The sequence below is a fragment of the Brevibacterium sp. Marseille-P9724 genome, from assembly GCF_902500275.1.
In the GTDB taxonomy this organism is placed as follows: Bacteria; Actinomycetota; Actinomycetes; order Actinomycetales; family Brevibacteriaceae; genus Brevibacterium.
In genome coordinates, this window is the sequence record NZ_LR722990.1 from 220,580 (window position 1) to 246,446 (window position 25,867).

Consider the following 25,867-nt stretch of genomic DNA (forward strand, 5'->3'; position numbering starts at 1 on the left):
TCAGCGACGGTGAAACCCTTCCCGAAGACCGGTGTTTGTCCTGGCCGGGTTGGTGATGGAGTTCCCCCGCCGCTAGGATGTCTCTGACCTTTACCGATTCGCCGATGATGAAAGGCGCCCACGTGGAACTCGCATCGACACTTGGCCTGTTGGGTGCGGTTGTTGTTCTCGTACCGCTGATCACGCGGATCTTAGGACGCAATTCCGGCTGGTTCATCGGCGCGGCGTACATAGCCGCCGCGGTTGTCTTCACTCCGGCCGCAGCCGCGGTCTTGGCCGGGAAGACCCCGTCGTGGTCCGTTGCCTGGGTTCCGTCGTTGGGCGCTCGTGCCGCGCTGCAGGCTGATGGGCTCGGCGTCATCTTCACCTATATCGCGCTTATCATCGGCGCGGTCGTGCTGTTCTATTCAACTCGCTACTTCCCGCCGGGGCGCACTACAAGCTTCTACTGGCTGATGGCGACATTCACTTTCGCCATGGTGGGCCTCGTCCTGGCAGATGACCTCTTCCTGCTGTTCGTGTGCTGGGAAGTCACGTCGTTGGCCTCGTTCATGCTGATTGCCCGTTCGGGTCCCGCTGCGTGGGCGCCGTCTCTGCGCACCATGTTCATGACTTTCTTCGGTGGGGTGCTGCTGCTGGCTGCGGTCGCGCTCATCGCTATGGCAACCGGCACCACCTCGGTGTCTGAGGCTTTGACCTCCAGCGCGTGGATCAATGTTCCGTGGCTTGCCCCGACGGCGGCTGTTTTGGTGGCGGTCGCAGCGTTCACCAAGTCCGCTCAGTTCCCGTTCCACGCCTGGCTGCCCGATGCGATGGCGGCCGCCACACCGGTGAGCGCCTATCTGCATGCCGCCGCCGTGGTGAAGGCCGGTATCTTCCTGCTGTTTCGCTTTTCACCCGCGTTCCACGATGTTCTCGTGTGGAATGTTCTGCTCACCACGGTGGGCCTTGTCACGGTGGCGGTAGGCGGCTGGCTGGCGCTGACGCAGGACGATGTCAAGAAGCTCATGGCGTTTTCCACAGTCAGCCAGTTGGGACTCATTGTGGCGGCAGTGGGTGTTGGCACCCCGCTTGCACTGACCGCCGGCCTGCTGCACGTTGTTGCCCATGCGCTGTTCAAGTCCGGCCTGTTCATGATGGTCGGCGTCATCGACCACATCGGACACACCAGGGTCTTCGGCTCAATCCCGAAGCTTGTGCGCATCGCTCCTTTCAGCTTCGCCGTCACCGCTGTCGGTGCGGCTTCCATGGCCGGCATTCCGCCGCTGATGGGCTTTGTGTCTAAAGAAGCGATCTTCACCGGTCTTCTCTCCGCGGGGTCTGCCGCGGGTGTGGCGGCACTTGTCGCGGCGGCTCTCGCATCGATTTTCACTATCGCCTACTGCGTGCGGGTTGTCTTCGGCGCGTTCATTGACGGGCCGGAAGCTGACAAGTCCGAGCTCAGCTCGTCTGATCCCATCATGTTCACTTTTGCGGCCTTGCCGATTCTCGTATCGGTGCCGCTCGTGTTCTCGCTGGGCAGTCTCGAAACGCTCCTCACTCCCGGTGTGGCCTCTGCCCTGGGCGCTCCCGCGGATGTTCACCTGTCCATGTGGCACGGTTTCAACCTTGAACTCGCAGCCAGCATCGTCATCATCATCGCGGGCCTTGTTGTCATAGCGTTCCGCAGCAGAGTGTTCGCTGCTTTCGCCAAATCGGGTCCGCCCATTACGACAGCCCAGGTTCTGCGCGGCATTCAGGGAGTCTTCCGTCGCTGCGGTGTTGCTCTGAACCGACTTGTCGGCTCTGAACGAGCCCTGCCGCACATCACCGCTTCGTTTACGCTCGTTGCCGTCATCGTCTACGGCGGCGCGATCGCCGTGTATGCCACCGGGGGAGTGCCGCCCCTGCAGAAGAACCTCAACCGCACGATGGACGTCGTCCTCATGCTCGTCATCGGGTTCGCGGTTCTGTCGGTCTGCATGGCCCGTTCGCGTCTGACGGCCACCATCTCGCTTTCAGCAGTCGGCATTCTTGCCACAGTGCAGCTCATGGCCCTTGGAGCTCCCGATGTCACGCTGACGCAGCTGCTCGTTGAAGCGATGACGATCATCGTGTTCATGCTTGTTCTGCAGAAGCTGCCCAAGACTTTTTGGCGCTACCCTAAGCGCAAGCAGTTCAGTCGTGCGGTATTCGCAGTGATCATCGGCGGCGCTATGGGGCTCGTGACGTTCCTTGTGTCAGGCCGGCGCGAACGCTCCGAGATCGCCATGAAGTATCTGCACGAAGCTCCTGAGATCTCCGGCGGGGACAACATCGTCAATACCATCCTCGTGGAGTTCCGCGCGCTGGACACGCTGGGCGAACTCACGGTGCTCGGCATGGCGGGCATTGCGATTGTCGCCGTCATGTCATCGGTTCGCGACCGCTACATTGACCCGCCGGCGTCTGAAATCGCAGAAGTTCCGCGCAAACCGTGGGTCGCCGTCCGGCCCAAGGGAACCGTCGCCCACCGTGCAGTATTCGAAGCCTGGCCCAATCTCGTTGCGCTGCGTTTGACGTTCAAGTTTGCAGCACCGATTCTCGCTATCACTTCGTTCATCATCTTCATGCGCGGCCACAACGAGCCCGGCGGAGGCTTCATTGCCGCGCTGGTCGGTTCGGCCATCATCGGGCTTGCCTACATGGCGACCTCGGGCGACCGCGCAATCGGACCGCCGCGTCTGCCGCTGTACCTCATCGGCGGCGGCATCATGACTGCTGTGCTGACCGGCTTCCTCAACCTGGGCATGACCGGTTCGTTCCTCGAGCCGGCCCACGGATACTTCGCCGGGCAGCACTGGACCACATCGATCATCTTCGACGTGGGCGTCTACCTGGCCGTGGTCGGACTGATTCTCGTGTCGTTCAACCTGCTCGGAACCTCCGATTCGGCCTTTACGCCTGCTGGCTCGGACATCCTCGCCGGTGGGCGCATGCACCGCGATGTCGACTTCGAGCGCACCCGCGAACGCACCGATGAAATGGTCCACGGTGAGCTTTCCGGTCCGCTTGAGGCAGTTCGCGCACAGAGGCCGACAGCCGCGCAGCGTCTGCGGGGCGGAAGGCGCCTGGGAATCGCCGAACAGAAGAAAACAGACCAGAAGAACGGAGGCCGACAGTGATTCTTTCGATCACCATCGGAATCCTGACCGCCGGCGGAGTCTATCTCATGCTGCAGCGGTCGATGGTGCGGGCCGTCTTCGGTTTGGCGATGGTCTCCCACGCCGCGAACTTCGCACTGCTTGCCTCCGGTGTATCGGCTTGGCGTCACGAACCACTGGGCGGTCGCTCCCTTCCGGCTGATGCGGCCGACCCTCTGCCGCAGGCGTTTGTGCTCACAGCCATTGTCATCACCCTGGCCGTTACTATCTTTATGCTCGCCCTGGCAGTTCTTGGACACGATGATGACCAGAAGGTGTTTCCCGAAACCGGTGAAATCCGCGAGGGCGATGTTTCTGAGGACGAACTGCTGAGCGACTCAGCTCTCGCCGAGGTCAAACAGGGACTGCGGGAGGGCGAATCATGAGCGCTGCTCTTCTCACCGTTCTTGTCGGCCTGCCGCTGTTCGGCACCGCGCTGACGGTTCTTATCCGTCATCGTGTGCTCAATGTGGTCGCGCTGCTCGGCATTCCGCTGATCAATGCGGCAGCGGCTGTTTACATGCTCATAGCCACGATCGACGGCAGCGTCTACGCCGAAAACGTCGGCGCTTACGAAGGCGGATTGGCAATCCCATTTGTGGTCGACGCGTTCGCAGCGCTCATGGTGCTCGTCACTTCGCTTGCCGCGGTGGTGTGCTGCTGGTTCCTCGTTGTGACCGGCGAAGACCAGTACCGCTTCCTGCCGTCGCTCGTGCTCATGATGATGGCCGGTGTCACCGGCGCGTTTCTCACCGGGGACCTCTTCAACTTCTTCGTGATGGTCGAAGTGATGGTGCTTCCCAGCTACGCACTCATCGCTGTGACCGGCACGTGGAAGCGTCTGGGCATCGGTCGCATGTTCGTCATGGTCAACCTGCTGACCTCCACGCTGTTGGTGATGGGCGTCGGCTTTGTCTACGCCGCTCTGGGGACTGTCAACATCGCTGTGCTCGCTCAGATGGGAATGAACGGCGACATCACAGCCCAGGGTGGACTGGGCTTGGCCATCGTCGTTACGGCACTCGGCATTAAGTCCGGCTTTGTTCCCGTGCACGGCTGGCTGGTTCGGTCCTATCCCGACACCTCGGCAGGCATGATGGCCCTGTTCTCGGCCCTGCATACGAAGGTAGGCCTCTACGGCATCTACCGCATCTACACCGTGGCCTATGGGTCTGCGAACTCCTGGCAGATCCCTTTGGCGATTGTCGCCGTTGTCACGATTCTGACAGCAACGCTGTCGGCGTGGGGCATCAACCGCATGCGCAATGTGCTGGCCTTTATGATGACCGACGGCGTTGGCCATATTCTCATCGGTGCTTCTCTGCTGACTGTCGCATCGCTGTCGGCGGGTATGTTCTACATGGTTCACCACATCATTACGATGGCCGGTCTGCTGCTGTTGACCGGGGCTATTGAGCAGACCTACGGAACCGGGGCATTCCGGCGCCTATCGGGCCTTGCTTTTCGCGACCGCTGGACCGCCGTGTTCTATGTTCTGGGTCTGCTTTCCCTTGTCGGCCTGCCTCCGACATCGGGACTGTGGGGCAAGCTCGGCATTGTGCGCTCTGCCGCGGAGAATCCCGCACCGTTGGGATTCGTCTTCATCGGGGTCATTGTGCTCGGCGCCTGCATTACGGTGCTGGCTCTGCAGCGCATGTGGCGCAACACTTTCTGGGGTGGAGCAATGAGCAGCTACCGTCCGGACTCTTCGAGCACCGGCAGGGCCGCCCTGACAGATCTGCCCGCCGATGTGCGCATCCCCTCTAAGCTGTTGGCCCCGGGCGCTTCGCTCATCGCTGTGTCCGTTGCCCTGTTCGTCGGTGCGGGTGCTCTTGCGGAGGTTACGAACTCGGCCGCCGAATCCATGCTTGACTACACTCCCTATATCGAGGCGGTGCTGGGACGATGATGAAGCCTCTGCGCCTGTTCGCCTACGCTCTGTGGATTTTCAAGGAGATCCTGTCGGGCACGTGGGATGTCATATCGAATCTGTGGCGCACACCGTATGGAAACCCCATGATCGTGCAGCTGCCGTTGCGCTGTGTTACCGACTTCGAAATCACGTCGATGGCTCAGTCGATCACGATCACACCCGGCACACTTGTGGTCGCGACCGCGTACGGCACTTCCAAGACTCCGCCGACTCTGTTCGTCCACTCTCTTTTCGGTGAGTCCGAACAGGATGTGCTCGAAGGCCTCTATGACATGGAGGACAGGCTGCTCAAGGCCCTGCGCGGCGAAGTTCCTCCGCGAAGGAGTGACCAGCAGTGACTGTCATCATTTGGGTATGCATTGCGATTCTCGCCTGCACGATCGTTCTGGGTCTGATTCGCGTTCTCACCGCTAAGGAAAGCGGTTCCCGGGCGATCATCGGCGACCTCGTGTACTTCTGTGCAATCGGCATTCTGGTGTTCATAGCGATGCTGGTGAACCTGTCCATTCTGCTGGACGTCATCTTCTTGGCTTCGCTGTTGGGCATTCTGTCGACGATTGCTCTGTCGCGTATTCTCACCAGGGGGCATCGCTGATGGAAACGCTCGCTGTCGTTCTCGTGGGCATCTTCGGGATCGGGGGAAGCCTCATCCTGTTGGGCACCGTCATCGCCATGTTCCGGGCGCGCGATGCCCTCAGCCGCATCAATGTTTTCTCGCCGGGCACGGGACTTGCCATGCCGATGATTCTGGCGGCAGCCTACGTGTTTACGCTCAGCACGGAGGGCTTTAGGTTCCTGCACCTGTTCATGGCGATCCTCGCTTTTCTTTCGCTGATCATTGTGTCGAGTGTTGCGTCGAATGTGCTGTCGCGTGCGGTATACGTGTCAGGTTCGCCGGTCAGCCGCAAGACTGTGGTCAACCGGCTCGCTGAGCCCGGGCGTCTGCGTGACGCGGCCGATGTTGATGAATTCAACCCCTACGACTGAGTTCGTTTCTCCTTGAAGATGGCAACCCCGCCGAAGCTGGCAGCCTCGCCTCGATCTGCCAGCTTTTTGGCGGGACGCATATGACAAAGCCGGTGACCGCACACTGCGGTCACCGGCTTTGCCTGGTTTCGACCTGATCGAAGGTCAGTCGAATTCGACGACTTCGAATTCCAGCAGGCCCTCTTGTTTGGACAGGGCTTCATTGGGGCTGCGGTGCGTGCGCTGTGCTGCCCACGCCTGGAAAGACTCTTCTGAGTCCCACTGGGTAACGATGTAGTAGGACTCGGTGCCCGCTGTGGGCCGAAGCATCTGGAAGCCTTCAAAGCCCGGGGCCTGGTCGACGCTGTGTGCGCGTTTTGCGAACCGAGCTTCGAGCTCTTCGCCCTGTGCTTCAGGCACTGACAGAACATTGATTTTCACAACCGACATGGTTCCTCCTGATGTCTGGACGTGTGGTTTCAGTCTAGCCAGTCTTCAATGTGATGAGCCGTCTCGGCCGGTCTTTCGTAGTGCACCAAATGCCCTACGCGAGGAAACTCATGGTGTTCGATGTTCGGCAGGCGTTTGACGAACTCATGAGTGGCCCGAGGTGAAGCGATCGCGTCCGCCCTGCCGCTGATGACCAACACGGGCATGGTCAGCTGCTTCTCCACCTCGCGGACCGTGTGGTGGGTCGATACTCGGTAGGCATCAGCCAGGGATTTTCGGTCGCTGAAGCTGCTGAAGTGCTGCTGGTGTTGATCGTGGATGAAACGACGTGTGTCACGGTCGCGGCTGGTGGCCATGGCTTCGCTCATGAGCCGCACCGTCGGTCGGTTCTTCAGCAGGAAATTGCCGACTTTCTCTGGAGCGGCTTCGGCAATGCGGTAGTAATTGTCGACCGTCACTGTGAGCAGACGGCCCGGTCCTCGGTCGGGCAGGCTGACGATCGGATTGATGAGCACGAGGGGTGTGGACGCTCCCGCGTCAGCCGCAGCATTCGCCGCCACGATCGAACCAAAGGAATGGCCCACCAAAATGGGCTGCTCGCCTGTCTGATCTTCAATCCAGTCGGCAAGACCACGCACAAACGACGTGTAGGTCTCAAGCGTCTGCTTGCCAGGCAGGGGAGGAGTCTGACCAAAGCCAGGCAGATCGGGAATGAAAGACTGCCGACCTTTGATGTTTTCGGCAATGAACTGCAGGCCGTGGTGGTCACCTCTAAAGCCGTGGATGAACAGCAGCGGCTGTCGCTGTGACGGCGTGCCGGTAGTCCAGATGTGTGCTTGTGCCTGCCCCGAGGGCAGTTGGAGGGCGACCTGTGTGTGCTCGAGTGCCATATGCCAACTGTAGTCCCCGGAAACAGATCACCAGGCGGAGCTCAGGCTCCGCCTCGTGAGTTTTGGGAGCGCTCGACTCAGGTCGGATCTGCATAAACAGACACTTATTTGTTCGTGGCATTAGGTTATCCTAATGTGTGTTAAGCTAACTTAATATATGCGTGATTCGCGGCAACGAAAGGCAGAAAATGAAGCGACTCGGGTTCAAGCGCGCAATGGCGGGCATCGCAGGTGCGGTACTGGCAATGAGTGCGGTAGGTTGTGCCCCCTCCACGACGGGCAACGGTGAAGAGGGGCAGCTCAGCATCGTTGCCACCACCGGCTACTTGGGGGACGCGGCAAGGAACATCGCCCCCGACGCCGATGTCACCGTGCTCGTCAAGCCCGGGGGAGACCCACACACTCAGCCTCTGACCACTCGCGACACCGAGAAGCTCGATTCAGCCGACGTCGTGCTGTGGACCAGCCGCGACATGGAGCACCAGATGATGGATCAGCTGGACAAGCTCGGCGACAAGCAGCTTGCCGCGGCTGGACAGCTTGACGAATCTGAGCTGCTGCCGTGGGAAGAGGACGGCAAGATCGAAGGCCATGACCCGCACGTGTGGAACTCACCCGACCTGTGGAAGCAGGTTGTGCAGGCCTCGGCAGAGAAGATCGGTGAGATCGACCCCGAAAACGCGGATCAGTACACGACTAACGCGGAAGAGTACAACAAGAAAATCGATGCAGTTGCGGCGGATGCGAAAGAAAAGCTCGAGCGGATTCCCAAAGAGAATCGCGTCCTTGTGACCGGACACGACGCGTTCAACTACCTGGGCAAGACCTACGACATGGAAATCTACGCAACAGACTTCGTGTCATCCGAATCCGAAATGTCGGCTGCCGAGATTGATGAACTTGCAAAGACGATTGCCGACCACAAGGTGCCGGTCATCTTCCAGGACAACCTGAAGAGCCCAGAGGCGATCAAACACCTCAAGCAGGCGGTCAAAGCGAAGGGGTGGGAGGTCGAGATCTCCGATAAGGAGCTCTACGCAGACTCACTGGGCGAATCCGCCCCGCTTGACACGTATCTCGGTGTTTTTGAACACAACGCAAATGCAATTGCAGAAGCCCTGAGCTGAACGGAGCATCGATGGCAAACAGAGCTCGGGAAGCTAAACCCATTGCGGGAGCCCCAGCGTTGGAAGCGCGCGGACTGACAGCCGCATATCACGACAAGCTCGCACTTGACGGCGTTGATCTCGCGGCTCCCGTTGGGGAAGTGCTTGCCATCATGGGCCCCAACGGTGCAGGCAAGTCGACTTTTCTGAAAGCAGCACTGGGACTGCTCAAACCCCTGGCGGGTACGGTGCAGTTCTTCGGTGGGCCGCTTTCGCAGATGCGCAGGCACGTGGGTTACATGCCCCAATCTGCGGATATCGACTGGGGTTTCCCGGCAACAGTGCGCGATGTCGTCACGATGGGCCTGTATGGCGAAGTCGGGCTGTTCGGCCGCATCAACGCCAGCCGGCGTCAGCGGGTTGATGAAGCTCTGAACACCATGGGGATTGCGGATCTCGAACGACAGCAGATTTCTGAACTCTCCGGCGGGCAGAAGCAGCGAACCTTTATGGCCCGCATCCTCGCACAGGACCCCGGCCTGTTTCTCCTCGACGAACCTCTGGCGGGCATCGACGCGTCGAGCGAAAAAGTCGTCCTCGAGGTCATTCGCCAGCTGCGCGCATCCGGCAAGACAGTCGTTGTTGTCCACCACGACCTGACCACAGTCCGCGATTTCTGCACTCGCGCCGCCGTTTTGAACAAGGGCCGCTGTGTGCTCAGCGGGCCTGTTGACGAGGTGCTCGTAAGTCGGGAATTCAGCTCGGTCTACGGTTTCGGGACCATCATCACAGCGGAGGGCGGCGCCAGTGGAGACCGCTGATCTGCTGGCCGCGGGTTTCGTCGCACCGAGTGAGCTTCTGCTGAACTACACGTTCCGCACCATGCTCATCGGAACTGTTCTCGTGGGGTCCTTCTCGGGTGCGATGGGCTGTTTTCTGTATCTCCGCCGGCAGGCTCTCATCGCCGATGTCATCGGGCACTCGGCGGTCTTCGGCGTTGCTGCGGCCTTTGTGATCGCGGTTGCCGTACTTGGCGTGCCAGGCAGGTCGATGGTGACTCTGACGATCGGCGCGGTGATTTCCTCGTCTCTTGCGGCGTTTGCCGTGAATTGGATCAGCGGCACCCGCCTGGGCTCAGATGCAGCCATGGCCGGAGTTCTCGCTTTGTTCTACGGCAGCGGTATCGTGCTGCTGCGCTCGGCGTCGCTGTCGTCGCTGCCTGGCCGTGGGGGCATTGAAACGTATATCTTCGGCAATGCCGCAACCACAACGCACGAAGACCTGCTTGTGATCGCGGTGTGCGGCGGTGCGTCGCTGCTGACGGTCATCATCGGCTGGCGTGCTTTTGGGCTGTTCACCTTCGATCCGGTCTTTGCCCACACCCTGGGCTATCGGTCAGCTGTGCTCGGGCCAATACTGGGGGTGGCGACAACAGTTGCCGTCGTCATCGGCGTGAAGTCAGTGGGGCTCATCCTCATGGTGGCGTTTGCGATTATGCCGGCAGCATCTGCCCGCCAGTGGACGGGAAGCCTCAGATCTATGGTGATGCTCGCAGGTTCGATCGGCGGCGCTGCCGGCGCCGTCGGGTCCTATGCCGCTGTCAGCTTCGGGCGAGTGCCGACAGGCCCGATTGTGGTGTTGGTGCTCTTCACAGTTTTCCTCGTGTCGGTTCTTTTTGCCCCGCGGCGCTCGGTTATCGGCAGGGCCGTGCGTGCCCGGCGGAATGCAGTCCGGTTGGCTGCTGTGGGAGGTGAGGGCAGATGAGCATTGCAGCGGCGACCGTGTTTTTGGCTGTTACCACCGCGGTGACATGTGCTCTGCCGGGGGTGTTCTTGGTGCTTCGGCGCCAGTCAATGCTCGTTGACGCGATGTCTCACGCTGTTCTGCCCGGTGTTGTCATCGGGGCGATTGTGTCGGGCACAACCCATTCGCCGTGGATGATTGCAGCCGCTTCGGCCATGGGCATGACCGTGGTGCTCGGATCTGAATGGCTGCGCCGGACCGGACTGATAGCACGAGGCGCCGATCAGGGGCTCATTTTTCCCGCTCTTTTCGCCGGTGGTGTGATTCTTCTGTCCACGAGCCTGAAGTCGGTGCACATCTGCGAGGACACCGTGCTGACGGGTGATCTGAACCTTATGGCTCTGCCGAGTGAACACGTGCTTGTCAGGGGAGTGAACCTCGGTCCGCAGACGGCGCTCATGCTTCTTGGTGTCTTCGCTGTCACGGCGATTTTCATCGCCTGCACCTACAGGGTGCTGTCCCTGGCGACTTTCGATCCGGTTCTGGCTCGCACCATGGGTCTGCCTGTTAGGACGGTTGACTACACGCTCATGGCTCTCGTGGCCGTAACTGTCGTGGTGGCGTTCAATGCCGCGGGCGCTATTCTCGTCGTCGCGCTCGTTGTGGTGCCGCCGGCGGTTGCGGTCCTGTTCGGCAATCGTCTGCCGGTCGTCATCGCACTGAGCCTCGTCATTGCTGTCATCAGCGCGGTGGCGGGCTTCTGGACGGCCTATGTGTTCGACCTGCCCACAGCTCCGCTCATGGCGGCTGTCAGCGGTGTGCTGCTTGTCAGCGCCGTGGCGTTTGTGAAGATCCGCTCGAGAGCAAGGGCAAAGGTACGAAGCTCCGGACGAGCCGCGGTTTCCATGAGTGCTGGCTCTAAGCTTTCCGGGCGTTGAGCAGAGAGTCGAGTTTTCCGGTCTCCTTTTCTGCGGCAGTCTCTAAACAGAACACGAGGCGGAACGTGAGTTCCGCCTCGTGAGGGTTGGCTGTTGTTATCCTCAGTTTTTGGAGGAGCGGCCCTTCACTGCAAAGATTGCGGCGATTGCGGCGGCAATGAGTGCTCCGATTCCGGAGATGGGAAAGATCAGCTCGGACGGCCCGCCGTAGATATTCGCATCGCGTTCCATTCCTGAAATGGTCCCCGATGCAATGAATGCGCCGAACAGTACGATGAAGGCTGCCAACGATAGCCAGAAGCCGATATTGGCTTTAGTAGTCATGGTGCACCTCCTTTCAATTGGGTTCACGAGGCGGAGCCAAGCTCCGCCTCGTGAACGTCGGCTGCCGCTGACGGCGGCAGGGGAGTCATCAGTATTCGATGACCACGCGACCTTCGATCTTGCCGTCGCGCATCTCCTGGAAGACGTCGTTGATCTCCTCAAGGCGGCGTGTGGAGTACGTCGGCTTGATCTTGCCCGCGGCATAGAAGTCGAGAGCTTCGACCATGTCCTGACGCGTGCCGACGATCGAACCGCGGATGGTCAGACCAGCCAGGACGACGTTGAAGATCGACACGGAGAACTCGCCCGGCGGCAGACCGTTGAAGACAATGGTTCCGCCGCGGCGGGACATGCCGATCGCCTGACTGAAGGCCTGCTCGTGGACGGCGGTGACAAGCACTCCGTGGGCACCGCCGATCTTGTCCTGAATGGCCTGTGCGGGATCTTCTGTCAAAGCATTGACGATGATTTCAGCACCATGCTTCTGAGCCAGGGCCAGCTTGTCTTCGGCAATGTCTACTGCGACCACGCGCAGGCCCATGGCGACCGCGTACTGGACAGCGATGTGTCCCAGACCGCCGATGCCGGAGATGACAATCCACTGGCCGGGGCGAGCCTCGGTCATCTTGAGGCCCTTGTAGACGGTCACACCTGCACAGAGCACGGGTGCGACCTCTTGGGGGTCCGATCCTTCGGGAATGACCGGGGCGTAGCGGGTGTCGACGAGCATGTACTGACCAAAGGAGCCGTTGACGGAATAGCCGCCGTTTTCCTGCTGCTCGCACAGCGTTTCCCAACCCTGACGGCAGTGCTCGCAGTGGCCGCATGCGCTCCACAGCCAGGCGTTGCCGACCGTGTCGCCGACATTCACGGTGTGTTCGCCGGGACCGAGCTTCTCGACGATGCCGACGCCCTCGTGACCGGGAATGAAGGGCGGGCTGGGCTTGACCGGCCAGTCACCTTCCATAGCGTGAAGGTCCGTGTGGCAGACACCGGAGGCTATGAGCTTCACCAGCGCCTGGTGCTCGCCGGGTTCGGGCAGATTGGAATCGGTAACATTGAGGTTGTGGCCGAACTGTTCGGCAACAGCTGCTTTCATCGTTGACATGGAAACTTCCTAACTCATCCGATGGTGAACGTCATTGTTTACTTCGGGTCAGGCGGATCTAGCCGCAGGCACCAGTCTTATAGATGAATGCGCATATGCCTAGGGGTTTGAGAGAAGAATCAGGATGTTGTCATCGCAGTGAACTGCATGGGGAGTGATGCGCATTGCGCGATGGTGCGACGGAAGCCGGTATAGAGGGGACTGCCGCTTAGCCGGTGCAGGATCGGCAAAAGCGGGAATGAAAAAGCCTCCGGGACAACCGGAGGCCTGTTACGAGTGCTGTCTCAAAGCTTCTCGAGTGGAGGATAGGGGATTCGAACCCCTGACCTTCTCCATGCCATGGAGACGCGCTACCAACTGCGCCAATCCCCCAGAACCCGTCTGGGCAACAGGAACTATCTTAGACCATGTGCCCTGCCAATGCAAAATCAGTGTTGCTGAGGCCTGAGCTCACTCATCGCGCTTTCCGCGGTTCTTCAGCGCAAACAGTGCAATGAGACCGCCCACAGCGGCGATGACGCCGAGAATCACGAGTTCGACGCCAGCAGACGAGTTCTGCAGAACCCACCCTTCAATGCGTGCCTGAGCACCTGCCCCGAGAAAGCCGGACAATTCGGCCGTACCGCTGGTGAAGAACAGGAGTGCTGCCAGTGCGACCATGAGCAGGCCGCCGATCAGATTCGTCCACGTGGTTGTGATCGGCCCGAAAGAAACCGGTCGAGGGCGCACGATCCTCTGCACGACGGGCAGACGCGTCCACAGCACTGAAAGGAGCACGAGCGGAAAAGCCATGCCGGCTGCGAAGAACACCAGAATCAGACCGCCCCACAGTGCCGAGGCACTCGCTGCAGCGACAGTCAGAACGGCGCCGAGAATGGGACCGGCGCACACACCGGCGACCCCGTAGACTGCACCGAGCAGGTAGACCGAAGCGGATGACCGTCCCGCGCTCTGCACCCCGGAGGGCATAAACGGCAGGTTGATGTTGAGTGCTGTGAGAACGCCCATGATGCTGATGACGACTGCGGCGATGGCTACGACAGCGTCCCGATGCACGGTGACGAACGCGCCGACCGACCCAGCCAGAATACCCAGGGGAACGAGCGTAGTGACCAGACCCAGGTAGAAGATGAATGTCCGACCCAGCAGTTCCTTGGGTGAGGTGAAGGCGTAAGAGAAGAATGCAGGCAGGAGCATCGCAGAGCAGGGACTCAGAAGCGTAAGGACCCCGCCTGCAAAAGCTCCAAGCAGGCCCAGACTCATTCGACCCCGGCCTTCTCCAGCTGTTCGTCTATGAACTCAGAGAAGTTTTCGACTGGCTGAGCGCCCCGCAGTGCGCTTTCACCGTCGGAAGATGCGAAGAACGGCACAGCCGGAATTCCGTACTGCTGCTGTGCTTCGGCAGTTGCGCTGCTGACTGCGTCGATAAGCACGGAATCGTTCATGTCTGTGCGAAACCGCTCGATGTCGCTCACGCCGGCGGTTTCGGCGAACTTCACGAGGGTCTCTTCGGGAAGATCGGGGTGGCCTTTTTCAGGTGCTGCCGCATAGAGGGCGTCGGCGTATTCGCGGTACTTGCCCTGTTTGCCCGCGGCTTCCATGGCTGCACCAGCTGCCGCGGACTGCTCGCCGAAGAACGCGACGGTTATGAATTCGAAGCGCACTTTTCCGGAGTCAACGTACTTCTTCTGCAGCTCTGGAAGGATTTCGGTGTGGAAATGAGCGCAGAACGGGCAGCGGGGGTCCGTCCACTCAGTGATGACGACCGGGGCGTCGACATTTCCGATGGCCGCGGAGTCATCTGCGTCCCGGCGGACCCATTCGCCCTCCTCGCCGGGTGTCGACGAGTCCTTGCTCGCGCTGTCGTCGGCGGATGACCCAGCTGAGGACGAACCGTGCTGTGCGGAATCCTCCCCGGAAGACTTGGTGTTGTTCGATGTGAGCTGGGCAATTGCGACAACTGCAGTGAAAGCGACGACCGCGACAATGGCGATGATGATGTACACCGTGCGGCTGCGGGCCTTCTCGCTGCGGTGAGAGGAGTGATCGACCATGGCCTCACCCTAGCGTCTGAACAGTGCAGATTCTTGACTAGGCTCGAAGATCAGCGGAACACCAGCAGAAGAAGAACGCCGAAGACGATGACTGCCGCGCACAGGGCGAAACATGAATAGGCGCCCAGAAGCACCAGTCTCTGGGCCTCGGGTGACAGAGGGACCTTCTTGGCGGCTTTTGCGGCCTTCTTTTCAGCCTTGCGGATCTGCTTGGGCGACATCACAGTGATGGCGTCCGGGAACTCTGCGGGATGAACCACCGGCGGTTTGCCGCCCGCGACCAGCAGGCGCAGACCGAGGGCGTAGAAGCCCACGAGAAATACCGCCGCAGCCAAAGCCGAGATGAACACCAGAAGGAACGCGCCCCAGTCAATTGTGATCACAGCTGTGCCTTTCCGTTGTCATCATCGCTGTTCGCCTGTTCGACGCGGCGGCGCTCCTGAGCGCGTGCTTGCCGTGGGGTTGGCGGGAGATCGCGCTCAACATCCACAGCGTAGCCAGCATCGGCGACATCGTGGGAAAGCGCTTGGTCTGGGCCGCTGCTGCCGCGCTTTGAGTAGAGATAGAGCCCGAGCACCGTCGCAGTGGCGGCAATGAAGTCAAGCACCAGGCCCAAATTGCCCAGAAGTACAACGAACAGCGCTGCGGCCGCTCCGATGAGCCCCGCTGCCGGAAGCGTGACGAGCCAGCCGAGCACAATTTTGCCCGCCATCGACCATTTCACGGTCGAACCGCGTCTGCCCATTCCGGAGCCGATCACAGAACCGGATGCCACCTGAGTCGTCGACAGCGCAAAGCCGAGAGCAGACGACGCGAGAATCGTCGCCGCGGTGGAGGACTCAGCAGCAAATCCCTGCGCAGGGCGCACCTGGGTGAGCCCCTTGCCGAGCGTGTGGATGATTCGCCAACCGCCCATGTAGGTGCCGAGCGCAATCGTGAAAGCACAGGCCAGCACTACCCAGATTTGAGGGTCGTGGTCCTCAGCCGACTGCCACCCGACTGCAATGAGAACAAGGGTGATGACGCCCATCGTCTTCTGCGCATCGTTCGTGCCGTGTGCCAGAGCAACAAGACTGGAGGTGAGGATCTGGCCCCACCGGAACCCATCGCGGCCCGATGGCTTTTTGTCATAGCGGCGAGTCACGCCGTAGGCAACTTTGGTTGCGACAAAAGCGATGATGGCAGCCGTCAGGGGCGACAGGATTGCGGGCAGAACGATTTTGGAGAGAACGCCCCCTACGTTGACGGCGGTGAATCCGATGCCGACTATCGTCGCTCCGATCAGGCCCCCGAAAAGAGCGTGAGATGAGCTCGAAGGCAGTCCCAAAAGCCAGGTCAGCATGTTCCAGCAGATAGCGCCGATGAGCCCTGCAAATATGAGGGAGGGGAACAGCTGCCCGCCTATCTGCTCTTCGTTGATGATGCCGCCGGAAACAGTCTTTGCCACCTCCGTCGACAGGAGAGCTCCGATGAGGTTGAGAATTGCGGCGAGTCCCACCGCCGTTTTCGGCTTGAGAGCACCTGTCGCAATCGGGGTGGCCATGGCGTTTGCCGTGTCGTGAAAGCCGTTGGTGAAATCGAAGAACAGCGCCAAGGCGATGACGAGAACGACGATGAGTAGGACGAAATCCACTGTCTGCTTCCGCTTATGTGCGAGGTCGGCTCCGCTTGGCGAGGGACCCGTTCCCGCAGAGCGCGCTCGGCCGGACGAGGGTCGGTGTGGAACCGAAAGATGACAAGGCTTACGTTAACGCGAAATGAACGCAGGGGAAAATCTCAGGAATCCAGCGTTTTCCAGTCCTGCGCGCCGTCGTGTTCGCAGACTCGTGTCGCCGCTGCTGTCGCTGTCTGCAGGGCCTCTTCCGTTGAAAGCTCTCGCGCAACCGCCGCGGCCAGTGTTCCGGCGAAAGTGTCGCCTGCGCCGGTGGTGTCGACCGCCTCAATACGGCGTGCGGGAGCGTGGACGCCGCGCCACAGGGCGCCCTGAGCGCCGAATGTTATGCACACCCTTTCGTCGACTCGGTTGAGCCGGGCAGATTCCTGTTCGTTGACGATCACGATGTCGGCTGAATCGGCGAGGCTCTGAGCGGCAGGCGTCCAGGGGGAGGGGTTGAGCAGGGTAGTGACACCGCGCTCTTGAGCCACAGCAAGAGCGCGCAGGGCCGTCTGGTCCTGGATTTCCAAAACGATTGACAGAACATCACCCGGCTGTGCCAGGTTGAGGATGGTCTCGATTTCCGGTTCGCCGACAGCTGCATTGGCACCGGGATCGAAGAGGATCGCATTGTTGCCCGCATCTTCGACGATGATCGTCGCTGAGCCCGTCGGCCCCGCGGTTGTCCGCACAAAATTCGTGTCCAGTCCCGAAGCCTCGAGGTGCTTGCGGTAGAAGGCGCCCTGGGCGTCTGATCCCACGCACGAGAGAAACAGTGTTTCAGCACCGGCGCGGTTGGCCGCAACTGCTTGGTTGGCCCCCTTTCCTCCCGGCATGGTGCGCACGCTGTTTGCCATGAGCGTTTCGCCCAAGCGAGGGTAGCGGGGTGTGCGGATGACCGTGTCGATGTTGATCGATCCGAGGACTATGACTTTGCCCATGCCTCCATAATAGGCGTGAAAGTCCTGGTGGTAGTTGGTGTCTGCAGAAGCTGCTGTGTTTGTAGAAACCAAAGCTCGTTTATGGCAAAGTGATTTTCATCGCACACAGGCGTGTGAAAACAACAGCAAGGAGCACAGAGCCGTGACCCTATCGTATTCATCCGGCCCTGCTTCGGCAGGGCTTATCGGCGACACCATCGCCGGCCATTTTGCCGTGCAGACAGCACAGGCCCCGGATGCACAAGCACTTCTCGACCTTCCCACAGGCCGTTCGTGGACCTACGCGGAACTTGAGCGTGACACAGACCGCTTGGCCGCCGCTCTTATGGACCGAGGGCTCAAGAAGGGCGACCGGCTTGGCATCTTCGCCCAGAATATTCCCGAATGGGTTTTGACAATGTACGCGGCCGCCAAGCTCGGCGTCATCATCGTCAACATCAACCCCGCCTACCGGGAGCACGAACTGGAGTTCATCCTCGAACACTCCGGAGCCTCGATGCTCATCAGTCAGGTGGCTGCACCGCCTCACATCGACTTCGTCGAAGTGACAAGCGCGGTCGCTGCGAAGCTCGAGAACCTGTCGGTGGTCTACGTTGACACATCGCAGGAGCAGACTGCCACCCCTATGCAGCAGCAGGACATCAACGCGGAAAGCCGCTTCTCCGCCCTCCTCGAAACAGGGGAGAGGCTGTTGGCTGACGACGGGGCCAAGATCCGCACTCGCATCCGCCAGATCACAGACACCCTCAACTGTGATGAGCCGATCAACCTGCAGTACACCTCGGGAACAACCGGTTTTCCGAAGGGTGTGACTCTGACACATCACAACATTCTCAACAACGGCTTTCTCATTGGGGAGAACCTGGCCTACACCGAAAAGGACACGGTTGTTCTTCCCGTGCCGTTCTTCCACTGCTTCGGGATGGTCATCGGCATTCTCGCAGCCTTCAGCCATGGAAGCACGGCGGTGATTCCCAGCGCAGGATTCGATCCGAGCGCAGCCCTGAGCGCAGTTGAGAAGACGAAGGCGACCTCGCTCTACGGTGTGCCGACAATGTTCATCGCCGAACTCGAACTGCCGAACTTTGAAGACTATGATCTGTCGACGCTGCGCACCGGCGTCATGGCAGGATCCACGTGCCCCGTTGAAGTCATGCGGGCCGTCATCGGCCGAATGAATATGTCTGAAGTGGCGATCTGCTACGGGATGACGGAGACCGCACCCGTGTCCACCATGACGCGGGTCGACGACTCGCTTGAAGCTCGTACCGAAACCGTGGGCACCGTTATGCCGCACACGGAAGTCAAGGTCGTCGACCCGGTGACGGGGGAGACTCTGCCTAGAGGCCAGAAGGGGGAGGTATGCACTCGCGGCTACTGCGTTATGAAGGGCTACTGGAACCAGCCGGACAAAACTGCCGAGGTGCTCGATCCCGATGGCTGGATGCACACCGGAGACCTTGGGATCATGAGCGAAGCCGGCTATCTCGACATATCCGGTCGGATCAAGGACATGGTTATTCGCGGCGGCGAAAACGTCTACCCGCGTGAGATCGAAGAGTTCCTGTACACCCACCCGTCTATTCGCGATGTGCAGGTGGTCGGCGTTCCCGACCCCAAGTACGGCGAAGAGCTTATGGCCTGGGTGATTCTCCGCGAAGGAGAAGAGACGCTGACAGCTGATGACGTTCGCGAATTCGCCCAGGGCAAATTGGCCCACTACAAGATCCCGCGCTACGTCGAGGTCAGGGAGTCGTTCCCGATGACCGTTTCCGGCAAGATCCGCAAGGTCGAGCTGCGCGCGGAAGGAGCGGAGATCGTCTCTGCAGGTTGATCGCCGCGCCGCAGGCTGGGAGTCCCACTTTCCGGTGCGGTGCCCTGAAAACAGCCATAGGTGAGGGCCGCAGACTGGGTGTCTGCGGCCCTCACCTGTGGCTGTGATGTCGTCAGCTGAGCTGGCGCGTGCGCATCAGATGTAGCGGATGAACTTCGCTCCGCGTTTGACCATCCAGTTGTAGCTGCGCTCGGATGTGCCGGTGCGGCGTGAACCGGCGTCGATCATCTTGCCCTTCTTGTCAGACACGATGCCGACGTGGCCGGGTGTCCAGATGATGTCGCCAGGCTTGGCTTCGGACGCCTTGACCACCTTGCCCGCACTGCGCTGAGCACCAGACACGCGTGGGATGTTGATTCCGTTCTGGCGGTACACGTGCTGGGTGAACCCTGAGCAGTCCCAGCCCTTTGTGGGGCTGGTGCCGCCCCACACGTAGCGGGTTCCGATGCCATTGCGCGCATGTTTGATGATGTTCTTGCGCAGTTGGGCTTCGGAAAGGTTTGTCGACTTCTTGGCCTTCGGAGCCTTCTTCTTGGCCTTCGGCTTCGGTTTGGGGGCCGATTTCTTCTTGGTCTTGGGCTTAGGTGCTGGTGAGGGCGCCTGCGTCGACGGCGAGGGAGCCTGTGTTGACGGTTTCGGCCGCGGAGCTTGCTTTGATGGTGATTCCGAAGGTGCCTGTGAAGTGCTGGGCTTCGGTGAGGGTTCAGAGCTCTGTTCCGGCGCGCTTTCGGCGGTGCCGCCGGGAGCGGGCTTCGGTGCGGGCGCTGCGGTCTCCTTGCGGCCGCCCTGGAAGTCTTGGGTGACGGAGCCGTCTTCGTGAACGACGGGAGCGTCGACCGGGTAGCCCCAGGAGCTGTCCTCGAAGCCGTTGGCGCGGTACTGCTTCCACATCTCGTCAACAACCGGCTGGGCACCCGTCACCGGCGAGAAGAACAGTGCACCTTTTGCAAAGGCCTGATAGCAGCCGTTGTGCTTGATAGTGCACTTGACTTCGCTGGTTGGCTTGCCGAGCAGCCGAGCGTGCTGCTTGGCTGCGGCACTCATCTGCGCCGGTCCGGCTTCTTCTGATTCAGTTTCTATCTGCGTACCACCCAGGCTGCTGGCCTTGCCAGTGTCTCCCTGGGAAGTAGCGGGGGCAGCGCTGACCGCGGGAGCGGATGCGATGCCCGTGCCGAATAGCATGACGGCCGCTGTTGCGGCGACCGTCACTTTATTCAAAAGAGACATGTTTCCCCGTATAAAACTAACGGCCCGACTCGAAGGAGGAAGAAGGTCGAAGCCTAGGCTGTTCAGTTCGAAAAACCATAATATGACAAAACTGCAACATTGTCACAATGACTTTATGAAACTGTCGGCGTGTCGACTTGAACTGTGCTGAGGGTCTGGAAGTTTTCGCTGGTCGTGGCGGGTTTGATCGTGTTGGGGTTTGCGGTGAAACCTCTTCGTAATCTTTTTGTGAACATGCTGCTGGCGGGTGTGTGGACCCTGCTGGGTTGGGCGGTCTGCGCTGGCCCCGCTGGAGCGATTTGCATACGCGCACAGGGTGCTCTAGAGTTATGACTCGTGCTCGTGATGAGCACTATTCCTCCGTAGCTCAGTTGGCAGAGCATTCGACTGTTAATCGAAGGGTCGCTGGTTCGAGCCCAGCCGGAGGAGCACATCAGCCCCGATCATCTGATCGGGGCTTTCTCGTCTTATCTTTTCCGTGCCGTCCTGCGGTTCTTTGTGCTGGCGAACGGCTTGACGCTGTACAGTGCTGGAGTGAACATTTGGGCAGCCTTGGGGTTTGCGCTGGTATCTGCGGTAGGACTTGCGATCGGAGCGGCTGTGCAGCACTCCGGAGTAACCACTTCGCATGAGTCGGAGCGCTTCGGCGTTCGCTCTTTTTTTCGGCTGTTCACATCGCCCAGGTGGCTGCTGGGCACTGCAGTCATGGGGATCGCCGTCACCGCCGGGGTGCTGTCGCTTGCTCTTGCTCCTGTGATGGTCGTTCAGCCGGTTGGCGCGATCTCTCTCGCCGTCTCCGTTCTCATAGCCCGCTTTGCTCGTGGCCTTATATTCAAGCGACGGGTCTACACCGCTGTTCTCCTCTGCTTTGTCGGCGTTGCCGGTTTTGTCGGCGTATCGTCGCTTTTTGCAGTGTCTCGGGTCAGGTACGGCACGGAGGCTCTTCCGATGGCGTGGGTGTCAGCTGCGCTTCTTGTGATCACTGTGATTGGTCGTCTTGTCCTGCGCCGACCACAGCAGCTTTTCAATGTGGTCAGCGCAGCCGTGCTGTTTGCCTGTGTGGCAAGTAACACGCATGTCTGTGCGGCCCAGTTTCTTGCCGGAGGACTGCCTGCCATCACCTGGGTCAACCTCGCAAGCGTGGCCGCATGCGGTGGAGTAGGGGCATGGTTCGTCCAGGCAGCGTATGCGTCGGGTCCGCCTGAAATAGTCATTGCAGGGCTTACGGTGATTGACCCGATCGTTGCGGTTATCCTCGGCGCTGCTGTCCTCGATGAGGCCGCTGCTGCACCTGCGTGGGTTCCTGTGATCATGGTTGCGGCGGGGCTGGTAGCGTGCTTGGGAGTTATCGTCCTAGCCCGGTTCCACCCTGATGTGCTGGAGCGCCGAGCGCGCGACGGCAACATCCCGTCCCCGACCACACAGTGAACATGAACCGTCCCCTCACAATCGTCATCCCCGCCGAAACGTACGCTCCGGAAGTCAACGGCGCTGCAACATTTGCCCAGCAGCTGGCTCAAGGGCTGGCCGGGCGCGGTCACAGCGTCCACGTCATCTGCCCCTCACCAAGCGGCATGGCCTACCATCAGGCGGATGAACGCGGGGTGGAAGTTCACTACATCAAATCTCGGCGCTGGCCGCTTCACCCCACGTGGATGATCTGCATGCCGTGGAACGTCGCTCCTGCTTTTGACCGGCTCATCGATCAGATCCAGCCTGACATCATCCACACTCAGGCGCATTTCGTCATCGGTCGGCGAGCGTTCACTGCTGCCCGCCGGCGCCGGATTCCCATTGTCGGAACCAACCACTTCATGCCGCAGAACGTTGCGCCGTATGTCACCGCTCCCTCCGCAGTCGTTGCCGCGGCAGAGAAAGCGGCGTGGTGGGATCTGAAAAAGCAGTATCAGTCTGCCGACTACATCACGGTTCCCACTCAGCTGGCCGCGGACCTTCTCCACGAACACGGCTTTGACGCCCCTATTCGCGCCGTTTCATGCGGAATCGATTTGTCTCATTTTCATCCTGGCCAGCCGGCAGACGATGGCAGCAGCACATCGCCGACCGTTCTCTTCGTCGGTCGGCTGTCGGCTGAGAAGCACATCGAGGACATTCTCGAGGCAATCGCCAAAACTGATCCGAAACTCGGCCTGTGCGCCGAGATCATCGGTTCTGGCGAACAGGAAAAGGTTCTCGCGGACCTGTCTGATGAGCTCGGAATAGCCGACCGCGTGGTTCTGCGGGGAAAAGTGAGCGATGCCCAGCTTGTGGCCGCTTATCAGAGGGCTGATGTCTTCTGTATGCCCTCAACCGCTGAACTGCAGTCGATTGCGACGCTGGAGGCCTTGGCGACGGGTGTTCCCGTCGTTCTTGCCGACGCAGTGGCACTTCCGCACCTGTGCGAGGACGGTGTCAACGGCAGGCTTATTCCTCCGCGGGATACCGACGGCTACGCTCAGGCCTTCACGGAGATTGCAACGGCATCAGCTCAAGCGCGACAAAGAATGAGCGAAGCGGCCCAGGCGATTGCAGCTCGTCACGACATTTCAGCGACCCTCGACAGCTTTGAAGAGATCTACTTCGGTCTCCTCCGAAACTGAGTTCCACCTCGGCGGCTGACGACCATTGATTTTGAAGCAGACGATAGAAAGGCAGTACACAGCGTGAAGTCCGGAAAGCTGACGCAGCAGCAGAAGCAGATTCTGTCAGTTGTGCTCATTCCGGTTTTCATGTCTCTGCTGAGCGTATCGATCGTCAACGTCGTTCTGCCGGCCATCGGCCGGGATCTTAACGCCCCGTCATCGGCACTCCAGTGGGTGCTGTCGGGCTACACGCTGTCTTTCGGCGTGCTTCTGGTTGCGGCCGGGCGTGCCGGTGACGTCTACGGTCGCGGCAGGCTGTTCGTCATCGGCGCGATTCTCTTCGGTGCGGCGTCGCTCCTAGCGGGTTTAGCGCCCAATGAAGTCGTACTCAACATCGCCCGCATGTCTATGGGCTTCGGATCGGGTCTGCTCAATCCGCAGACCGTTGGCCTTATCCAACAGTACTTTTCCGGTGCTGAGCGCGGTCGCGCATTCGGCTATTTCGGTTCGACGGTGGGCATTTCAGTGGCGATCGGCCCTGTGCTCGGCGGTGTGTTCATGGCCGGGTTCGGAGACAGCTGGGGTTGGAGGGCCTCATTCCTCATCAATGTGCCCTTTGCCCTCATCGCCGCTGCTGCGGCGCTCCGGCTGTTTCCGGACAGCGCGTGGAAGGGCACCCCGGAGACTGGGCGGGCGGCTGATCGCAGACAGTCCCGAGCCGATATGGACCCCGTCGGCACAGTCCTCTTTGCTCTGGCGATCCTGCTGGTCATGCTTCCCTTCATGGAAAGGGAGCTCGGAGCGTGGGTCTTCTCCCTTGTGGTCGTCGGCGTCGCGCTCATCGTGGTGTGGGCTTTCTGGGAGAAGCGATACAAGGCCAGGGGCCGCGAGCCGATGGTTGATCTCAGCCTGTTCAAAATCCCAAGCTTCGCCAACGGCTCGCTGCTCATCGGTCTGTACTTCATGGGGACGACCAGCGTGTGGGTGGTGTCGGCCGTCTTCCTCCAGGGCGGCCATGACTTCTCGCCCCTCCACGCTGGACTCATCGGACTGCCTGGTGCGCTTGGAACCATCTGGACTTCCGCCTGGGCGGGCCGCAGGGTTCTCGCCTACGGCCGGAGCTTGGTTCTTTGGGGCATGGTGATCGCCATTGCCTCGATTGCCGGTTCGATCGGTGTTGTGCTGCTGGCCGATGCGGGTGGGCTGAGCATCTGGTGGCTCATGCTCCCTCTGTCCGTCCTGGGTGCAGCACAGGGCTGCATTGTCAGCCCGAATCAGACTCTGACCCTGCTCGAGGTGCCGGTGCGGGATTCCGGTGCCGCCGGCGGGGTTCTGCAGACCGGTCAGCGGGTGGGCACGGCGGTCGGCATTGCGGCTATCACCGGAATACTGTTCACGGTCGAAGCAGCTTCGGGCTGGAATACCGCCTTCATCACTGCTTTCACGGTCATCGGAATCGTCATGAGTGCTGCTGCCGCAGTGGCTGTGTGGGACGTGGTCGTGTCTGGCCGAAACGGCGGCAATCAGACCCCCGGTCGGCAGACGGTGCCCTCCAGCTGAACCCTGCATGAGGACTCCGCCCGCATAAGATTTGTCTGATTGCGGCAGCGTGAATATGAGACACTTGCAGCGCCCGCAAAAGGAAAAGGGGAGTAACCTCAGTGTCAAACGACGTCAGCGCCGGCGAACGACCGGATCTTGAGGAGCTTGTGCGCTCCGGGGGAGTGCGCTCGCTCTTTTCACCCGTCGTTGATGTCATCACAGGCACCGATGCCGGGTACCGCGTAAGCCACTGCGCACAGACAGATGGCAAGCCGATCAGCTCCCAGGAACTGCGCCGAGCGGTTCGTGCCTCGCACATGGTCGGTGACATCGATTCCTCAATTCGCGAGCAGACTCTCCGAGACGCAGAAACCGCGGGGCTTGCTTCTCACACACGGCTGTTCGTCAATTCCGAGCCCGAATCGCTCGTCACTCTTGAGGACCGCAGTGACCGCGATGCGCGGATCATTCTGCAGCTTGGACCTTCGAGCATTGCGGCTCAGCCCGGAACGGTGCTGCGCTCTGTGCGATCTGCGCGCCAGCTGGGCTGGTCAATCGGAATATCGGGTGTCGGCCTCGATTTGGCGACGACAGCGTATCTGCCTTTGGTCAATCCCGCTGTTGTCGCTCTCCACCCAGACGTGCTCAGAATCGAAGACAAAGAGCACTTGGCGAAGCTCAACGTTCTCCTTCGTGCGCACGCCGAACGCACCGGAGCTGTTGTTGTGGCAGAAGGCGTTGATTCAGACGACGACCTCATGATGGTCAATGCGCTCGGTGCACGATTCGCTACGGGGGAGCTGTATGCGTCTCCCACTGAGCGGCCGAACCCGGTGAACATTCCGCCCGAAGATGCCATGTCGGTCCACAGCACCCGCAATAAGCAGATTCAGGGCACCCCGTACTCGATTGCGCTGGGCCTGCAGGCTGATCCGCTGCTTGTCGACTATGACTTCATGATCGAACACATGGTGCAGCTGCTGGAGCGCGCTTCGGCGGTGGGTTCGTCTGCAATCGTCGTGGGTGTCTTCGGGGAAGAGGATCAGCTGCCCGAGAAGGTTGACAGTGCCTACCGCACTGTAGGCAGGACAGCGGGGCTGGCCGCTGTCCTGTCGGGTGGCTTCGATGAAGCGCCCATGCCAACCGTTCGGTCCGGCCCGGTGGATCATTCCGATGCTCTGCGTGACGAGTACGCGGTGATCGTCATCGGGCCCGACTGGTCGAGTATGGTCAGCGCACACCGTCGCAATGAACTCGGTGCTGACGGTCGGCGTGAATTCGACCTGTTCATCACTACAGAGCGCTACGCCAGCGTTGATGCTGCGCGCTCGGTGCTTTCGCGCATTCGCCTGCAGAAACGCTAGAAGAGCACACGGCCGCCTGACCCCATCGGCCAAGAGGCAGAACCGATGGA

At 60.5% G+C, this 25,867-nt stretch carries 24 protein-coding genes, 2 tRNA genes and 1 pseudogene; 16 read left to right on the forward strand and 11 right to left on the reverse strand.

The genetic code is table 11. The features are described from left to right. Positions 1 to 77 precede the first annotated feature (77 nt). The 6 genes and pseudogenes from GC119_RS01080 (at position 78) to GC119_RS01105 (ending at position 6,081) form a co-directional block, all read left to right on the forward strand. The gene (locus GC119_RS01080; protein ID WP_070572929.1) at positions 78 to 3,143 is read left to right on the forward strand and encodes a DUF4040 family protein; all 3,066 of its coding nucleotides are present in this window, start codon (positions 78 to 80) and stop codon (positions 3,141 to 3,143) included. Further along, positions 3,140 to 3,466: pseudogene (locus GC119_RS01085) on the forward strand (sodium:proton antiporter); the annotation flags it as partial. The gene GC119_RS01080 and the pseudogene GC119_RS01085, both read left to right, overlap by 4 nt. Positions 3,467 to 3,543: 77 nt before the next feature. Then, a complete protein-coding gene (locus tag GC119_RS01090; protein ID WP_070572925.1) occupies positions 3,544 to 5,070 on the forward strand; it encodes a proton-conducting transporter membrane subunit in 1,527 nt (508 codons plus the stop codon). After that, positions 5,067 to 5,432, forward strand: a complete 366-nt coding sequence (locus GC119_RS01095; RefSeq protein WP_370919373.1) for a Na+/H+ antiporter subunit E — start codon at positions 5,067 to 5,069, stop codon at positions 5,430 to 5,432. The genes GC119_RS01090 and GC119_RS01095 overlap by 4 nt, the downstream gene beginning before the upstream one ends. Next, complete coding sequence (locus tag GC119_RS01100) at positions 5,429 to 5,689, forward strand: monovalent cation/H+ antiporter complex subunit F (protein WP_070572922.1); 261 nt, start codon at positions 5,429 to 5,431, stop codon at positions 5,687 to 5,689. The genes GC119_RS01095 and GC119_RS01100 overlap by 4 nt, the downstream gene beginning before the upstream one ends. Beyond that, the gene (locus GC119_RS01105; protein ID WP_070572920.1) at positions 5,689 to 6,081 is read left to right on the forward strand and encodes a cation:proton antiporter; all 393 of its coding nucleotides are present in this window, start codon (positions 5,689 to 5,691) and stop codon (positions 6,079 to 6,081) included. The genes GC119_RS01100 and GC119_RS01105 overlap by 1 nt, the downstream gene beginning before the upstream one ends. 144 nt (positions 6,082 to 6,225) lie before the next feature. On the opposite strand, the gene GC119_RS01110 is transcribed toward GC119_RS01105, so the two are convergent. Further along, positions 6,226 to 6,510, reverse strand: coding sequence for an antibiotic biosynthesis monooxygenase family protein (locus GC119_RS01110; protein ID WP_070572918.1), 285 nt, complete (start codon positions 6,508 to 6,510; stop codon positions 6,226 to 6,228). A gap of 29 nt (positions 6,511 to 6,539) precedes the next feature. Continuing rightward, positions 6,540 to 7,400: an alpha/beta fold hydrolase gene (locus GC119_RS01115; RefSeq protein ID WP_070776924.1), complete on the reverse strand. Its 861-nt coding sequence runs from the start codon at positions 7,398 to 7,400 to the stop codon at positions 6,540 to 6,542. A gap of 188 nt (positions 7,401 to 7,588) precedes the next feature. Between GC119_RS01115 and GC119_RS01120 the strand changes: the two genes are divergently transcribed. Genes GC119_RS01120 through GC119_RS01135 form a run of 4 tightly spaced genes read left to right on the forward strand, consistent with a single transcriptional unit; the run spans position 7,589 to position 11,187 of the window. Further along, the gene (locus tag GC119_RS01120; RefSeq protein WP_070572915.1) at positions 7,589 to 8,527 is read left to right on the forward strand and encodes a metal ABC transporter substrate-binding protein; all 939 of its coding nucleotides are present in this window, start codon (positions 7,589 to 7,591) and stop codon (positions 8,525 to 8,527) included. An 11-nt stretch (positions 8,528 to 8,538) separates the two neighbouring features. Further along, entirely contained in the window at positions 8,539 to 9,327 is a 789-nt protein-coding gene (locus GC119_RS01125) for a metal ABC transporter ATP-binding protein (protein WP_151952244.1), read from the forward strand. Then, entirely contained in the window at positions 9,314 to 10,270 is a 957-nt protein-coding gene (locus GC119_RS01130; protein ID WP_151952245.1) for a metal ABC transporter permease, read from the forward strand. Before GC119_RS01125 ends, GC119_RS01130 begins: the two co-directional genes overlap by 14 nt. Beyond that, positions 10,267 to 11,187 (forward strand): metal ABC transporter permease, encoded by a 921-nt coding sequence (locus tag GC119_RS01135; protein ID WP_070776921.1) that lies wholly within the window; start codon positions 10,267 to 10,269, stop codon positions 11,185 to 11,187. Before GC119_RS01130 ends, GC119_RS01135 begins: the two co-directional genes overlap by 4 nt. A gap of 102 nt (positions 11,188 to 11,289) precedes the next feature. On the opposite strand, the gene GC119_RS01140 is transcribed toward GC119_RS01135, so the two are convergent. The 8 genes from GC119_RS01140 to GC119_RS01175 all read right to left on the reverse strand — a co-directional run bounded on the left by GC119_RS01140 (position 11,290) and on the right by GC119_RS01175 (position 17,268). Next, positions 11,290 to 11,511 carry a hypothetical protein gene (locus GC119_RS01140; RefSeq protein WP_070776920.1) on the reverse strand — a complete coding sequence of 74 codons (222 nt, stop codon included), beginning with the start codon at positions 11,509 to 11,511 and terminating at the stop codon, positions 11,290 to 11,292. An 88-nt stretch (positions 11,512 to 11,599) separates the two neighbouring features. Further along, positions 11,600 to 12,619, reverse strand: a complete 1,020-nt coding sequence (gene adhP, locus GC119_RS01145; RefSeq protein ID WP_151952246.1) for an alcohol dehydrogenase AdhP — start codon at positions 12,617 to 12,619, stop codon at positions 11,600 to 11,602. A 299-nt stretch (positions 12,620 to 12,918) separates the two neighbouring features. Continuing rightward, positions 12,919 to 12,991 (reverse strand) — tRNA-Ala (locus GC119_RS01150). 78 nt (positions 12,992 to 13,069) lie between these two features. Next, on the reverse strand, positions 13,070 to 13,882 hold the full coding sequence (locus GC119_RS01155) for a cytochrome c biogenesis CcdA family protein (RefSeq protein WP_151952247.1): 813 nt from the start codon (positions 13,880 to 13,882) through the stop codon (positions 13,070 to 13,072). Then, entirely contained in the window at positions 13,879 to 14,673 is a 795-nt protein-coding gene (locus GC119_RS01160) for a DsbA family protein (protein WP_151952248.1), read from the reverse strand. The genes GC119_RS01155 and GC119_RS01160 overlap by 4 nt, the downstream gene beginning before the upstream one ends. A 50-nt stretch (positions 14,674 to 14,723) precedes the next feature. Next, positions 14,724 to 15,056, reverse strand: coding sequence for a peptidase (locus GC119_RS01165; RefSeq protein WP_070776916.1), 333 nt, complete (start codon positions 15,054 to 15,056; stop codon positions 14,724 to 14,726). Then, entirely contained in the window at positions 15,053 to 16,306 is a 1,254-nt protein-coding gene (locus tag GC119_RS01170) for an inorganic phosphate transporter (protein WP_070776915.1), read from the reverse strand. Before GC119_RS01170 ends, GC119_RS01165 begins: the two co-directional genes overlap by 4 nt. Positions 16,307 to 16,449: 143 nt before the next feature. Then, positions 16,450 to 17,268, reverse strand: coding sequence for a ribokinase (locus GC119_RS01175; protein ID WP_070572900.1), 819 nt, complete (start codon positions 17,266 to 17,268; stop codon positions 16,450 to 16,452). A 142-nt stretch (positions 17,269 to 17,410) separates the two neighbouring features. On the opposite strand from GC119_RS01175, the gene GC119_RS01180 reads away from it, so the two are divergent. Then, complete coding sequence (locus GC119_RS01180) at positions 17,411 to 19,102, forward strand: AMP-binding protein (RefSeq protein ID WP_151952249.1); 1,692 nt, start codon at positions 17,411 to 17,413, stop codon at positions 19,100 to 19,102. A 135-nt stretch (positions 19,103 to 19,237) separates the two neighbouring features. Here GC119_RS01180 and GC119_RS11160 read toward each other — a convergent pair whose 3' ends face one another. Next, positions 19,238 to 20,329, reverse strand: coding sequence for an NlpC/P60 family protein (locus GC119_RS11160; RefSeq protein WP_083304042.1), 1,092 nt, complete (start codon positions 20,327 to 20,329; stop codon positions 19,238 to 19,240). 356 nt (positions 20,330 to 20,685) lie between these two features. Between GC119_RS11160 and GC119_RS01190 the strand changes: the two genes are divergently transcribed. From GC119_RS01190 to GC119_RS01210, 5 genes are all read left to right on the forward strand, one after another. Then, positions 20,686 to 20,758, forward strand: a tRNA-Asn gene (locus tag GC119_RS01190). 105 nt (positions 20,759 to 20,863) lie between these two features. Beyond that, the gene (locus GC119_RS01195) at positions 20,864 to 21,757 is read left to right on the forward strand and encodes a DUF2070 family protein (RefSeq protein ID WP_226829155.1); all 894 of its coding nucleotides are present in this window, start codon (positions 20,864 to 20,866) and stop codon (positions 21,755 to 21,757) included. A gap of 2 nt (positions 21,758 to 21,759) precedes the next feature. Beyond that, a complete protein-coding gene (locus GC119_RS01200; protein WP_151952250.1) occupies positions 21,760 to 22,929 on the forward strand; it encodes a glycosyltransferase in 1,170 nt (389 codons plus the stop codon). Positions 22,930 to 22,992: 63 nt separating this feature from the next. After that, positions 22,993 to 24,471, forward strand: coding sequence for an MFS transporter (locus tag GC119_RS01205; RefSeq protein ID WP_151952251.1), 1,479 nt, complete (start codon positions 22,993 to 22,995; stop codon positions 24,469 to 24,471). 101 nt (positions 24,472 to 24,572) lie between these two features. Continuing rightward, positions 24,573 to 25,817 (forward strand): EAL domain-containing protein, encoded by a 1,245-nt coding sequence (locus GC119_RS01210; protein ID WP_070572887.1) that lies wholly within the window; start codon positions 24,573 to 24,575, stop codon positions 25,815 to 25,817. Positions 25,818 to 25,867 lie beyond the last annotated feature (50 nt).